The organism is Roseburia yibonii (genome assembly GCF_014297335.1).
GTDB classification, from domain to species: domain Bacteria; phylum Bacillota; class Clostridia; order Lachnospirales; family Lachnospiraceae; genus Roseburia_D; species Roseburia_D yibonii.
The window spans coordinates 118,730-132,816 of record NZ_JACOQH010000006.1; the positions used below are offsets into that span (position 1 = coordinate 118,730).

General features: G+C 47.5%; 14 protein-coding genes. 13 read left to right on the forward strand and 1 reads right to left on the reverse strand.

The features are described 5' to 3' along the window. Nucleotides 1-36 precede the first annotated feature (36 nt). The gene (locus H8Z76_RS09560) at nt 37-453 is read left to right on the forward strand and encodes an HIT family protein (protein ID WP_147619312.1); all 417 of its coding nucleotides are present in this window, start codon (nt 37-39) and stop codon (nt 451-453) included. Between the two features lie 60 nt (nt 454-513). On the opposite strand, the gene H8Z76_RS09565 is transcribed toward H8Z76_RS09560, so the two are convergent. Beyond that, on the reverse strand, nt 514-1,593 hold the full coding sequence (locus H8Z76_RS09565) for an undecaprenyldiphospho-muramoylpentapeptide beta-N-acetylglucosaminyltransferase (RefSeq protein WP_022515543.1): 1,080 nt from the start codon (nt 1,591-1,593) through the stop codon (nt 514-516). A gap of 286 nt (nt 1,594-1,879) precedes the next feature. On the opposite strand from H8Z76_RS09565, the gene H8Z76_RS09570 reads away from it, so the two are divergent. The 12 genes from H8Z76_RS09570 to lysS all read left to right on the forward strand — a co-directional run bounded on the left by H8Z76_RS09570 (nt 1,880) and on the right by lysS (nt 13,931). After that, nucleotides 1,880-2,197 carry a hypothetical protein gene (locus H8Z76_RS09570; RefSeq protein ID WP_186982345.1) on the forward strand — a complete coding sequence of 106 codons (318 nt, stop codon included), beginning with the start codon at nt 1,880-1,882 and terminating at the stop codon, nt 2,195-2,197. 79 nt (nt 2,198-2,276) lie between these two features. Then, complete coding sequence (locus H8Z76_RS09575; protein WP_147619315.1) at nt 2,277-3,626, forward strand: glucose-6-phosphate isomerase; 1,350 nt, start codon at nt 2,277-2,279, stop codon at nt 3,624-3,626. A 256-nt stretch (nt 3,627-3,882) separates the two neighbouring features. Next, the gene (locus H8Z76_RS09580; RefSeq protein WP_186982346.1) at nt 3,883-5,352 is read left to right on the forward strand and encodes a cell wall hydrolase; all 1,470 of its coding nucleotides are present in this window, start codon (nt 3,883-3,885) and stop codon (nt 5,350-5,352) included. A gap of 172 nt (nt 5,353-5,524) precedes the next feature. Then, complete coding sequence (locus H8Z76_RS09585) at nt 5,525-6,451, forward strand: SPFH domain-containing protein (RefSeq protein ID WP_022515539.1); 927 nt, start codon at nt 5,525-5,527, stop codon at nt 6,449-6,451. Nucleotides 6,452-6,549: 98 nt separating this feature from the next. Then, nucleotides 6,550-7,533, forward strand: coding sequence for an ornithine carbamoyltransferase (argF, locus tag H8Z76_RS09590; protein WP_147619317.1), 984 nt, complete (start codon nt 6,550-6,552; stop codon nt 7,531-7,533). Between the two features lie 44 nt (nt 7,534-7,577). Further along, nucleotides 7,578-8,555 (forward strand): biotin--[acetyl-CoA-carboxylase] ligase, encoded by a 978-nt coding sequence (locus tag H8Z76_RS09595; protein WP_186982347.1) that lies wholly within the window; start codon nt 7,578-7,580, stop codon nt 8,553-8,555. A 45-nt stretch (nt 8,556-8,600) separates the two neighbouring features. Next, nucleotides 8,601-8,939, forward strand: coding sequence for a DUF6145 family protein (locus H8Z76_RS09600; RefSeq protein ID WP_022515536.1), 339 nt, complete (start codon nt 8,601-8,603; stop codon nt 8,937-8,939). Between the two features lie 2 nt (nt 8,940-8,941). Further along, nucleotides 8,942-9,733: a type III pantothenate kinase gene (locus tag H8Z76_RS09605; protein WP_186982348.1), complete on the forward strand. Its 792-nt coding sequence runs from the start codon at nt 8,942-8,944 to the stop codon at nt 9,731-9,733. A 1-nt stretch (nt 9,734) separates the two neighbouring features. Then, nucleotides 9,735-10,718, forward strand: a complete 984-nt coding sequence (gene dusB / locus H8Z76_RS09610) for a tRNA dihydrouridine synthase DusB (protein WP_186982349.1) — start codon at nt 9,735-9,737, stop codon at nt 10,716-10,718. A 12-nt stretch (nt 10,719-10,730) separates the two neighbouring features. Next, nucleotides 10,731-11,381, forward strand: coding sequence for a hypothetical protein (locus H8Z76_RS09615; RefSeq protein ID WP_186982350.1), 651 nt, complete (start codon nt 10,731-10,733; stop codon nt 11,379-11,381). A 31-nt stretch (nt 11,382-11,412) separates the two neighbouring features. Continuing rightward, nucleotides 11,413-11,892, forward strand: a complete 480-nt coding sequence (greA, locus tag H8Z76_RS09620) for a transcription elongation factor GreA (RefSeq protein WP_147619321.1) — start codon at nt 11,413-11,415, stop codon at nt 11,890-11,892. Nucleotides 11,893-11,981: 89 nt separating this feature from the next. After that, nucleotides 11,982-13,931: a lysine--tRNA ligase gene (lysS, locus tag H8Z76_RS09625; protein ID WP_186982351.1), complete on the forward strand. Its 1,950-nt coding sequence runs from the start codon at nt 11,982-11,984 to the stop codon at nt 13,929-13,931. Nucleotides 13,932-14,087: the final 156 nt, after the last annotated feature.

Consider the following 14,087-nt stretch of genomic DNA (forward strand, 5'->3'; position numbering starts at 1 on the left):
GCAAAAAATCGACAAAAAATAAGGAGATGTAGAGAAATGAAAGACGAAAATTGTATTTTCTGTAAGTTGGCAAATGGGGATATCCCGACCAATACGGTGTATGAGGATGAGGAATTTCGGGTGATCTTAGATGCGAGTCCGGCAACAAGAGGCCATGCGCTCATCCTTCCAAAGCAGCATTATGCAAATCTGTATGAGATCGATGAAAATGTTGCGGCAGATTCCATGAAGCTCGCAAAGAAGCTTGCGATCCACATGAAAAAGGTGCTTGGCTGTGATGGGGTGAATGTGCTCCAGAATAATGAGGAGACCGCAGGACAGACCGTGTTCCACTTCCATGTCCATGTGATCCCGCGTTATCAGGGCGCGAAAAATGACGACATCATCCAGTGGACACACGAAGATTTTTCAGAGGATGAGATGAAAAAAATATTAGATACCGTAAAAATGTAAAAAAAATCCCGGAGGAAATGTCTTTGCTTTTTCAAGATGTTTTCTCCGGGAGTTTTGGTCTTACTTTTTGCTTTTTGATGCGGCAGCTTCATTGATCAGTCCGATCACGGTGTCAATGGAGTCGAGCTGTTTGCTCTTTGCCATGGCATCTATGTAAACCTGCTTGTTGGTTTCTACCTGCTTTATGGCATCAAGCAGCGTATCGGAAGTAAGATTTTCTTCTTCTAACACATAGCTGAATCCCTGTTTCTCAAAGGATCTTGCGTTTAAGATCTGGTCGCCGCGGCTGGCGTTTGCGGAGAGCGGGATCAGGATATTCGGTTTTCGCAGTGCAAGCAGCTCGCAGATGGAGTTTGCGCCGGCTCTTGAAATTACGATATCCGCAAGCGCGAACATATCGCGAAGTTCTGATTTGGCGTACTCAAATTGGGCATAACCGGTGGTACTTCCGAGAGAAGCGTCAAGATTTCCTTTTCCGCACAGGTGAATCACCTGATAATTTTTCAATAATTTTGGCAAAACAGCGCGCAGCGCGTTATTTAACACCTTGGAACCGGAACTTCCGCCGACTGCAAGAATAACCGGCTTTTCTGCCGTAAAATTGCACAGCGTAAGTGCCGAGAGACGGTTTCCGGTCAGAAGTTCCTGACGGATCGGAGAACCGGACAAAACAGCCTTGCCCTCCGGCAGATACGGGATGGTTTCCGGAAAATTACAGCAGACTTTATAGGCAGCAGGGATCGCGATCTTGTTGGCAAGTCCCGGGGTCAGATCCGATTCGTGGATAATGGCAGGAATATGAAGAAAACGTGCTGCCAAAACGACAGGAACGGAGACAAAGCCGCCCTTGGAAAAGACAACGTCCGGCTTTAATTTCCGCAAAAGTCCGACTGCCTGACCAAATCCTTTTAAGACCTTAAACGGGTCGGAAAAATTCTTGATATCAAAGTAGCGGCGCAGCTTCCCGGATGAAATGCCGTAGTAGGGAATGCCCTGTTCTTCAATCAGCTGTTTTTCCATACCGGTGTAGGAGCCGATATAACTGATTTCAAAGCCGTTTTCTTTTAATTTCGGAAGCAGAGCAATGTTCGGGGTGACGTGGCCCGCAGTGCCGCCGCCGGTCAGAACGATTTTTTTCATAGCGATACCCTCTTTTTCTTTTTTGTTATTTTTTCAGACATATATTATATAGAAATAAATCTCTTTTATATTATACTGTTGCGGCAAAAAGTCAAGGAAATCTGAGATAACAAAAAAGCGGCGCGGCGGGAAGAAAAAAACAGGCTGGTGCAAAAAAAGAAACAAATAGCGGGAAGGCTGAAAGATAAAGGCGAAACATGCGGTGAAAAGTGGGACAAAGCTACTTTAAAAAGAGGCGGAGTTTTTTTATAATGGGGAGGCAAGGTGAAAACAGGAGGTGTCAGTCATGCAGATGATCGAACAGACAGCGGAGTTTTTACAAAAGAACAGCGGAGTGCTGATCCTGGTGGTATGTATGCTTTTACTGGTCGCAATGCTCCGGCACTTAAAACAGGGCAGGAAACTGGAAAAAAAGCTGGACGTCATAAACGAGAATATGGCGTTTCATTTTGAGCAGATGATGGACAGCAAGGCACAGTTTGAGGCGGAAAAAGCAAAGGAGCGAAAGCTTGAAAGGGAGGCTTTAGCGAAAGCGGAAAAGCAAAAGATGGAAAAAGAGCAGGAAGCCGTATTTGATGCGGTCTTACAGGAAATTTTCCCTTGATAAATAGCGGCAATTTTGCTAAAATTGACACGATGAAAAGAAATGCCAGATGGCAGGGATAAACGAAGGAGTGTTAAAAATGGAGAAAATTACGTTTGACTACTCAAAAGCAGCAGGCTTCATCAGCGATGAAGAAGTTACTTATATGAGCAAACTGGTAGAAGATGCGAAAAAGCAGCTTCTTGACAGAAACGGTGCAGGCAATGACTTCTTGGGATGGCTCGATCTTCCGGTAGACTACGATAAGGAAGAGTTTACACGTATTAAGAAAGCAGCAGAAAAGATCCAGGGAGATTCCGAAGTGCTGATCGTGATCGGTATCGGCGGATCCTATCTCGGAGCAAGAGCTGCGATCGAATTTTTAAGACACGGATTTTACAACAATGTATCCAAGGAAATCCGTAAAACACCGGAAATCTATTATTGCGGAAACAGCATCAGCGGAACTTATCTTCAGGGTCTGATCGATGTGGTTGGCGACAGAGATTTCTCCGTAAATATCATTTCCAAATCAGGAACAACAACAGAACCGGCGATCGCATTCCGTATTTTCAAGGAAATGCTTGAGAAAAAATATGGCAAAGCAGAAGCTGCCAAGAGAATTTACGCGACAACCGACAAGGCAAAGGGAGCGTTAAAGAACCTTGCGACAGAAGAAGGATACGAGACATTCGTAGTACCGGATGATGTCGGAGGACGTTTCTCCGTTCTTACCGCAGTAGGACTTCTTCCAATCGCAGTAAGCGGAGCAGATATCGACAAATTAATGGAAGGTGCTGCAGAGGGCAGAAAGCTGGCGTTAGAGCAGAAATTTGAAGAGAATGACGCTCTGAAATATGCGGCACTTCGTAACATCCTGTTAAGAAAAGGAAAATCCGTAGAAATTCTGGCAAATTATGAGCCAAGCCTTCACTATGTATCTGAATGGTGGAAACAGCTGTACGGTGAAAGCGAAGGAAAAGATCAGAAAGGTCTCTTCCCGGCATCCGTAGATCTTACCACAGATTTGCATTCCATGGGACAGTTCATCCAGGATGGTTCCAGAATCATGTTTGAGACCGTTATGAATGTAGAAAAATCCAGATGTGAAGTGACGATCCAGAAAGAAGATGTGGATCTTGACGGACTCAATTATCTCGCAGGAAAGACAATGGATTTCGTAAACAAGAGCGCAATGAACGGAACGATCCTTGCGCACACAGACGGAAATGTACCAAACTTCATGGTAAAGATCCCGGAACAGAACGAATTCTATTTAGGAGAATTATTCTACTTCTTCGAGTTCGCATGTGGTGTTTCCGGATACCTGCTTGGTATCAATCCGTTCAACCAGCCGGGTGTAGAAAGCTACAAGAAGAATATGTTCGCACTGCTTGGAAAACCGGGTTATGAAGACGCAAGAGAAGCGTTATTAAACAGATTAAAATAATCAGTCATACAAAAGAGGGAACTGTCTCGGAAGACCGGGACGGTTCTTTTCTTTTTGCCCGAAAAACAATCGGTAAAAATGTCCGGAAAACCGTGTATTCCCAAGGGAAAAAGCCGCTCGCTTGACAAAAGCCGTATTCTTTGCTATAATCCCATTTGTAACAAATTCGTAACAAATGTAATAAAATTGCATAAATCATCATATGAGTGTAATACTATTTCAATAATTTAGCACTATGCAAAATATGGAGGGAAATATGAATTTAAACAGGAAAGTGGTCGAGGGTTCTATCGTAGCAGGAATGCTGGTGGTAATGACAACGGCCACATCAGTTACAAGTCAGGTTGTTTCGGATGAAAAGGCAACGGCTGCAGTCCAGACAGTGGTTACCGCAGATGAGAACTATACCGCGGTAGCAGGCATTACCAGACAGATGGCGCTGGTAGAGACGGGCAGAGCAGAAGTGAGCGTGGAACATTCCGACGCGCAGCTGGTGGCGGCTTCCGAGGAAGGCGGTGCAGACGAGACAGCACAGACAGGGTTGGCTGAGACTTTACCGGCGGATGAGACAAAGAGTATGCCGGTGGAGATTACTGATGAGGATTCACAGAATATAACAGACACATCCGAAGACGCGCAGGACGCACAGGTAGAAGAACAGCAGAATGCGGACGTAGTGGAGACGGAAGAAACGGCAGAAGAAGCGCTTGCGGGGCAGGATGAAGCAGCCATGCAGGAACAGGAAGACCTGGCAGATGCCAATGCTTCGAGCGAGGCGACAGTTGTTGAAAATACGGCAAATGACGTCCAGTCAGACGCGGTTGCCGCGCAGTTGGAGCAGGAGCAGGCAGAGTGGGAGAACCGTCTGATGCCGAGTGTCAACGAATATCTGAATATTCGTGCGGCGGGTGATGAAAATGCGGAAGTGGTCGGAAAGCTCTACAAGGGTGATGCGGCAGAGATCGTGGAACAGGGCGATACCTGGACACATGTAAGATCCGGTTCCGTAGACGGATATGTATTAAATGCATACTGTGCGTTTGGCATGGATGCGTATGAACTGGCAAAGAAAGACTGTCAGACAGAAGCAAAGGTTATGACCGGCGGACTCAGATTAAGAACAGAGCCGAATGAGAATGCGACTGTTATCGATGCGGTATACGAAGGTCAGGTGCTTACCGTGGATACCGAATCCGCAAGTACCGATGGCTGGGTAGCGGTAGAGTATGATGACAAGCTCGCATATGTAGCGGCACCGTATGTTACAGTTGATATTTCCGTGGGAGACGCGATCTCCATCGAGGAAGAGCGCGCGGCAGCGGCTGCGGAAGCAGAGAAGAAAGCGAGCGAGAGCAGCGGTGTGACGACCACACAGAAGGCTGCGGCAGCGGCATCCACAGATGATGTGACACTTCTTGCGGCACTGATCCAGTTAGAGGCAGGTTCTGAGTGCTACGAAGGAAAAGTGGCAGTCGGAGCGGTGGTTATGAACCGTGTCAGAAGCGGTGGATATCCGGGATCCATTTCCGGTGTCATCTATCAGGGCGGCCAGTTTACAACAGCATCCAGTGTACAGGGTGTGATCGCGAGCGGCGTCAGCGGAAGCTGTATGCAGGCAGCACAGGAAGCGATAAACGGAAGCGACAATACCGGCGGATGCGTATCGTTCCGTCGCGCAAGTTCCGGACGCGCGGGTGTTGTGATTGGAAATCATGTATTCTTTTAAGTACATCGATGCATAAATAATAAAAATTGCGAAGACCATATGTGAGGGATGGTGCAAAGCCCCTTTCTATGGTCTTTTTCTTTTGGAATTTTTGTTGTATTCTCAAATGAAATATAGTAAGATAATTCTATTGATAAAATATCTATCGAACAAAATCAGGGAGGTATGACAGATGGGTGCATTCATTGCAGTAGTAATTCTTCTGGCAGTTGTGTTAATTATTTTAGTGAATTGTATTAAAATCGTGCCGCAGGCACATGCGATGGTAGTGGAGCGTCTCGGAGGCTATCTGGCGACATGGGGCGTAGGACTTCACTTTAAAATGCCGTTTTTAGACCGTGTTGCAAAAAAAGTGATCTTAAAGGAACAGGTAGTGGATTTCCCGCCACAGCCGGTTATTACAAAAGATAATGTTACGATGCAGATCGATACTGTTGTATATTTTCAGATCACAGATCCGAAGTTATTTACCTACGGTGTGGAAAATCCGATCATGGCGATCGAGAACCTGACCGCGACAACACTCCGTAATATCATCGGTGATCTCGAACTTGACGAGACACTGACTTCAAGAGAGACCATCAACACCAAGATGCGCGCGTCTTTGGATGTCGCGACAGATCCATGGGGAATCAAGGTAAACCGTGTGGAATTAAAGAACATCATTCCGCCGAAAGCGATCCAGGATGCCATGGAAAAACAGATGAAAGCAGAACGTGAGAGACGTGAGGCGGTTACCAGAGCAGAAGGTGAGAAGAAATCTACGATCCTTGTTGCGGAAGGTAAGAAGGAATCCGCGATTCTCGAAGCAGAAGCGGAAAAACAGGCAGCGATCTTACGCGCGGAAGCAAAGAAGGAAGCGACCATGCGCGAGGCGGAAGGTCAGGCGCAGGCGATCTTAAAGATCCAGCAGGCAAACGCCGACGGACTTCGTTTCTTAAAAGAGGCAGGACCGGATGCAAATGTACTGCAGTTAAAGAGTATTGAAGCATTTGCAAAGGCAGCCGACGGAAAAGCGACCAAGATCATCATCCCGTCCGAGATCCAGGGGATCGCGGGACTTGCGAAATCCGTTGTGGAAGTAGCAAAGGAAAGCTAAGCGAAGAAGCATTTGGTAATATAACAAATAAAGAACGGGCTGTCGAAAAATTTGACAGCCCGATTGTTGTAATGACTACATAGAAAGGAAGCAGAAAAATGAACTTAAAAGGACGTAATTTTTTAAAACTGAAAGATTTTACCCCGGAAGAAATTCTTTACATGGTAGATCTTGCAGCGGAATTAAAAGACAAAAAGAAAAAAGGGATTGCGCATGATGCACTGACTGGCAAAAATATTGCGCTGATCTTTGAGAAGACCAGTACAAGAACCCGCTGCTCGTTTGAAGTGGCAGCACATGATCTCGGAATGCATGTGACTTATCTGGATCCGTCAGGTTCCCAGATCGGCAAAAAAGAAAGTATCGCGGATACCGCGCGCGTCCTTGGAAGAATGTTCGACGGGATCGAGTACCGCGGATTTGGACAGGACATTGTGGAAGAGCTGGCAGAATATGCGGGAGTTCCGGTGTGGAACGGACTGACCAATGAGTTCCATCCGACACAGATGCTGGCAGATGTTTTAACGATCCGTGAGCATCTGGGACGTATCAAGGGCGTAAAACTCGCGTATATGGGAGATGCCCGCTATAACATGGGAAATTCGCTGATGGTGACCTGCGCGAAACTCGGTATGGATTTTGTCGCATGTACGTCCAAAAAATATTTCCCGGAGCAGGAGCTTGTGGACTACTGTAAAAAAGTAGCGGCAGAAAACGGTGGAAGCATCACGCTTTCCGAGGACATAGAAGCAGTAAAGGGCGCGGATGTCATTTATACCGATGTCTGGGTGTCCATGGGTGAGCCGGATGAGATCTGGGAAGAACGTTTAAAAGATCTGATGCCGTATCAGGTCAACAAAAAGCTGATGGACATTGCGGGTGAGCAGGCGATCTTTATGCACTGTCTTCCGGCATTCCATGACTTAAAGACCAAGATCGGAAAACAGGTCTATGAAAAATTCGGATTTTCCGAGCTTGAAGTGACAGATGAAGTGTTTGAATCCGAAAAGTCCGTGGTATTTGACGAGGCAGAGAACCGCATGCATACGATCAAGGCGGTCATGTACGCGACGTTGGCATAAAGCGGTTTGATAACCCGGAGGGAAAGAAGAGTCAGGGGACGGATATGAAGGCAGAGATATTAACGATATTAAAAGATACGGACGGCTATGTGTCCGGTCAGGAACTGTGTGAGCGGTTTGGCGTTTCCCGCACTGCGGTGTGGAAAGCGATGAACCAGTTGAAAAAAGAAGGCTATGAGATCGAATCGGTACAAAACAAGGGCTATCACCTGGTAAAGACACCGGATATCTTAAGCAAAAACGAGCTTGTCAGCATACGAAAGACAAAGTGGGTCGGTACGGAGATCTGTTATTTCGATGTGACGGATTCGACCAACACACAGGCCAAAAGTCTGGGCGAGGGAGATGCGCCAAACGGTACGCTTGTCGTTGCCGGAAAGCAGGAGAGCGGCAGAGGCAGACGGGGCAGAAGCTTTGAGTCCCCTGCGGGAACCGGCATTTTCATGACCCTTCTGCTCCGGCCGGAGATCGAACCGCAGAATGCTTCCATGCTTACGCTCGTCTCCGCACTGGCGGTCGCGAAAGGCATTGAGCATATGGTGGATCTTCCGGTGCAGATCAAATGGCCGAATGATATCGTGATAAACGGCAAAAAAGTCTGTGGTATTTTAACGGAAATGAGCGCACAGATGGATTATGTAAACTACATTGTGATCGGGATCGGGATCAATGTGGGCAATGAGGAGTTCCCGGAGGAGATCAAAGATGTGGCAACTTCGATCTATCTTGAGAGTGGAAAACATGTAAACCGTGCCATGCTGATCGAAAAGATCTGGGAAGAGTTTGAAGATTATTATGAACTTTATGAGAAAACACAGGATTTGAGCAGCCTGGTTAAAGAGTACGACAGTTATCTGGTCAACCGGGGACAGAAAGTGCGTGTCTTAGATTCGAAAGAGCCGTACGAGGGAAAGGCGATGGGCATCACCGACCGCGGAGAGCTGATCGTGGATACCTGGGAGGCAAGACGGCTGGTGGCCGCCGGAGAAGTGTCCGTGCGCGGCGTATATGGCTATGTATGATCGGATAAAACGATAACAGGATAAGACAGATTGAGGTAAGCTACAATGTTTCAAAATGAAGTGATATTATGCGGATCAAGTTCCTATACGAGAAAATTTTATTTAAACCGTGATTTTTCCAGACTTCCGGAGGCAATCAAAGAAGAATTGCAGATCATGTGCGTGCTGTTTACCGAGGATGTGGGCGGAACGCTGCAGCTGGTGTTTGACGCCGAGGGCAATCTGGAATTCCGGACGGAAGTGGAAGAGGGCGATCTGCTCTATGATGAGATCGGAAGCGTGTTGAAGATCAAGCAGCTGCGGAATGAAAAGCAGGAGCTGCTCGAGGCACTGCAGATGTATTACCGGGTAGTTTTCCTGGGCGAAGGACTGAAGGAGGAATAGATATGCTGTTAGCAGTTGATGTGGGAAATAGCAATATCACACTCGGAGCGTTTGAACGGGAACGGCTGGTCGCGACATTTCGGATGACGACCAATCTTCCGCGTACTTCGGATGAGTACGGAACCGAGATCCGTGGACTTCTCGCCAACAACGGGATCAGCCCGAACGCGATCGACAGCGCGATCTTTTCATCGGTCGTGCCGGATATCATGCATTCACTGACGAGTGCGGTGATCAAATATTTCAATGTCACGCCGATTTTGGTCGAACCGGGTATTACCACCGGGCTTTCCATCGCGACAGAAAATCCGAGACAGCTCGGGGCGGATCGTATCGTGGATGCGGTCGGCGCGTATGAGCTTTATGGCGGACCGGTCATCGTCATTGACTTTGGAACAGCGACAACGTTTGATCTCGTGGATGGAAACGGCGTATTTCTGGCTGGCGTGATCTCGCCGGGAATCCGGGTATCTGCGAAGGCACTCTCCCAGGGAACCGCGAAACTGCCGGAGATCGAGATCAAAAAGCCGGCATCGATCCTTGGAAGAGAGACGATAAGCAGCATACAGGCGGGACTTGTATACGGTCAGATCGGCCAGACAGAATATATCGTGGAACATATGAAACAGGAAGCGGATCTTGCCGGGATCAAAGTGGTTGCGACCGGAGGACTCGGAAAGATCATCGCGAAAGAGACAAAAAGCATTGATATTTATGACGCGACACTGACGCTTCAGGGAATGCGTTTTATTTATGAGAGACAAAAAAAGGGACAGGCAGACGGCGGAAAATAATATGAAAACATTACAGATCGGAAATGTGACTTTAGAAAACAATCTGGTGCTCGGACCAATGGCAGGCGTGACAGACCTGCCATTTCGTCTGCTCTGCAAAGAGCAGGGCGCGGGACTTTTGTGCATGGAAATGGTGAGTGCCAAGGGCATCTATTACAACAATAAAAATACCGAGCAGCTTTTGGCGATCGATGAGAGGGAGCATCCGGTTTCCCTGCAGCTTTTTGGCTCGGATCCGGAGATCATGAGTGAGATGGCAAAAAAGATCGAGGAAAGGCCTTTTGACATTCTCGATATCAATATGGGCTGTCCGGTTTCGAAAGTCGTAAACAACGGCGACGGCTCCGCACTGATGAAAAATCCGGTGCTTGCGGGAAAGATCATAGAAAAGACCGCGCGTGCCATCAAAAAACCGGTGACGGTAAAGATCCGCAAAGGGTTTGATGATGCGCATATCAACGCGGTGGAAATGGCAAAAGTGGCAGAAGCAAGCGGCGCGGCAGCGATCGCGGTCCACGGGCGCACGAGAGAGCAGTACTATTCGGGCAGGGCGGACTGGGACATCATAAGACAGGTCAAAGAAGCGGTAAAGATCCCCGTGATCGGAAACGGCGATATCCTGACGCCGGAGGACGCGATCCGCATGGAAGAACAGACCGGCTGTGACGGTTTTATGATCGCGCGCGGCGCACAGGGGAATCCGTGGATCTTTGCGCAGATCCTGCATTATTTTAAGACCGGAGAACATCTGCCAAAACCGACGGCGGAGGAAATGGTACAAATGATGCTGCGCCATGCGAAAATGCAGCTTGCGTTCAAGGGAGACTATACCGGGATACGCGAGATCCGCAAACATGCGGCGTGGTATACGGCGGGCTATCCGAATGCGGCACGCCTGCGCAGTGCCATCAATGAAGTGGAAAGCTATGAACAGTTAGAGGAATTATTCGGGCGCTTTTTGACATATAATGAGAAAAACGGATAGCAGGTACGGCGTATGGCGGATGACCGTGTGGATATGGGATGGCGCGCGATCGGTGCATTTTTGAAAAAGTGGAGACAGAAAAGACGAAAAAAGAAAGAAGGAATCGGAAGTGCGGCAAAGGAACCGGAGATGTGGGCGGAAAATCCCTATCTGCCGCAGTTTCGGAACATCATGGAGCAGGTATTAAAAAAGCGTGGGATAAGCTACCGCGATTTTGCGCCGGTCTGTATTGATGAAGAAAAGCCGGAGCTCCTTTTGATGGAGGAAGATATTGTCACCGTTCTGCACGAGCTGGAGCGGGATTTAAACGCGCTTACGATCCTAACGGAACGTCCGGATTTTTTCTCGTCATATGCGGCGCGGATGGAAGAAGAATACGGGCTTATGGTTTCGGTCAGGGAGAAGCGGCATGCGGGAGCGGAATCCCCGTTTCTGTTTCCCGGAAATGTGATCCTGGATTTTGAGCGGAACGGACATTTTTGCACACCGGAGAAAACGGGCGGATACTGCTATATCCCCATCTATAAAATACCCTGGCAAAGCGGCGAAAACCTTGACATTCTGGTGCCTATCGGGTATAATACTGTGATTGTTAAAGGACTAGACCTAAGAGAAGAAAGCGGAAGTTCCAAGGATGTTTTTGCGGGATTTTCGGAACAATAGAAAGAAGAAACAGGAAGGACAGAAAGCAAGCATGGATAAGAAAAACATTTTGACCTATCAGGGACTGCAGAAACTGGAAGAAGAGTTACAGAACTTAAAAGTAGTCAGAAGAAAAGAAGTAGCGCAGAAGATCAAAGAAGCCAGAGAACAGGGTGACTTGTCCGAGAACGCGGAGTACGATGCAGCGAAAGACGAGCAGCGTGACATTGAGGCGCGTATCGAAGATATCGAGAAGATCTTAAAGAACGCGGAAGTCGTTGTAGAAGAAGAGGTAGAGCTGGATAAGATCAGCATCGGATGTAAGGTAAAGATCCTTGATGTGGAAGAAAATGAGGAGCTTGAATACAAGATCGTCGGTTCCACCGAGGCAAACAGCTTAAAAGGCAAGATCTCCAATGAGTCTCCGGTCGGCAAGGCACTGCTCGGCGCAAAGATCGGTGATGTCGTAAAGGTTGAGACCCATGTGGGCGAGCTGGAATATAAGGTACTTGAGATCCAGCGCTCAAACTAGAAAGCAGCCGGAAAGATCCGGAGTCAGAATCTGATTTTATGACAGGATCAACTTCCGTGGCTGGAAAATAAAAATGAAGGAGAATGAAGATGGCGGAACAAAAGAACGTACAGGAACAGGATATAAATCAGCTGATCAAGGTGCGTCAGGATAAATTAAAAGAGTTTCAGGAAAACGGCAAAGACCCGTTTCAGATCACAAAATATGATGTGACACATCACAGCACAGAGATCAGGGATAATTATGATGACCTCGAGGGTAAGACGGTTTCCGTTGCCGGACGTATGATGTTCAAACGCGTGATGGGAAAGGCTTCCTTCTGCAATGTGCAGGATTTAAAGGGCAGCATCCAGGCATACGTTGCAAGAGACAGCATCGGAGAAGAATCCTACAAGGATTTCAAGAAATATGATGTAGGTGATGTCATCGGTATCAAGGGCGAAGTGTTTACAACCAAGACCGGTGAGATTTCCATCCATGCATCAGAGGTTACACTGCTTGCGAAGAGCTTAAATATCCTTCCGGAGAAGTTCCATGGACTGACCAATACCGATATGCGTTATCGTCAGCGTTATGTGGATCTTATCATGAACCAGGATGTAAAAGAGACTTTCGTAAAACGTTCTAAAGTCATCAGCAGTATCCGTCATTACTTAGACGGTGAGGGATTCATGGAAGTTGAGACTCCGATGCTTGTGCAGAACGCAGGCGGCGCGGCGGCAAGACCGTTTAATACACACTTTAATGCGCTGGATGAGGATCTGCATCTTCGTATTTCCCTGGAACTTTATTTAAAGAGACTGATCGTCGGCGGCATGGAGCGTGTCTATGAGATCGGACGTGTATTCCGTAACGAAGGACTTGATACCAGACACAATCCGGAATTTACGCTGATGGAGCTTTATCAGGCATATACCGATTACCACGGCATGATGGATCTGACCGAGAAACTGTACCGTCATGTGGCAAAAGAAGTGACCGGATCCGAGATACTTCATTATGGAGATCTTGAGATCGACCTCTCCAAGCCGTTCGAGCGTCTGACCATGATCGATGCGGTCAAGAAATACGCAAACGTGGACTTTAACGAGATCCACACATTAGAGGAAGCAAGAAAAGCGGCAGACGAGCATCATGTGGTATATGAAGAGAGACATAAGAAGGGCGATATCTTAAATCTCTTCTTCGAAGAATTTGTAGAGGAGCATCTGCTTCAGCCGACATTTATTATGGATCATCCGATCGAAATTTCTCCGCTCACCAAAAAGAAAACGGAGAATCCGGATTATGTAGAACGTTTTGAGTTCTTCATGAACGGATGGGAAATGGCAAACGCGTACTCCGAGTTAAACGATCCGATCGATCAGAGAGAACGTTTTGCTGCACAGGAAGAACTGTTTGCAGCCGGAGATGAAGAGGCAAACCATACCGATGAGGATTTCTTAAATGCATTGAGCCACGGTATGCCGCCAACCGGTGGAATCGGATTCGGAATCGACCGTATGGTCATGATGATGACAAATTCACCGGCGATCCGCGATGTACTGCTCTTCCCGACGATGAAGAGTCTGGATTCCGACAAGAAAGCTGCAAAGGCAGTTTCCGACGGATCTGCAAATGCTGCGGGCGGCAACAATGGATTTTTCACACCAAATGCGAAGATCGATTTCTCCAAGGTAAAGGTTGAGCCGATGTTCGAGGAATCCGTTGATTTCGATACTTTCAGCAAATCAGATTTCCGTGCAGTAAAGGTTAAAGCGTGTGTTGCAGTACCGAAGTCCAAGAAGCTGTTACAGTTCACACTGGATGACGGAACCGGCACAGACCGCACGATCCTCAGTGGAATCCATGCATATTACGAACCGGAAGAACTGGTTGGTAAGACACTGATCGCGATCACGAACCTTCCGCCAAGAGCGATGATGGGCATTGATTCCTGTGGTATGTTACTTTCCGCAGTGCATGAGGAAGAGGGCGAAGAGAAGCTCCATCTTCTGATGGTGGATAACCATATCCCGGCGGGTGCGAAGCTGTACTAGAAGTAAATGTTTGCCGCTTGCTGATGGCGCGGGATATAAATAATTCAGTTTGTAAATGAAGCCACTTGCTATACAGGTGGGATAAAAATAGTATAGTTTGTAAATGTTCCCCATCAGTGCTTGCTGATGGGGAATTTTGTCACAAAAGAAAGGTTG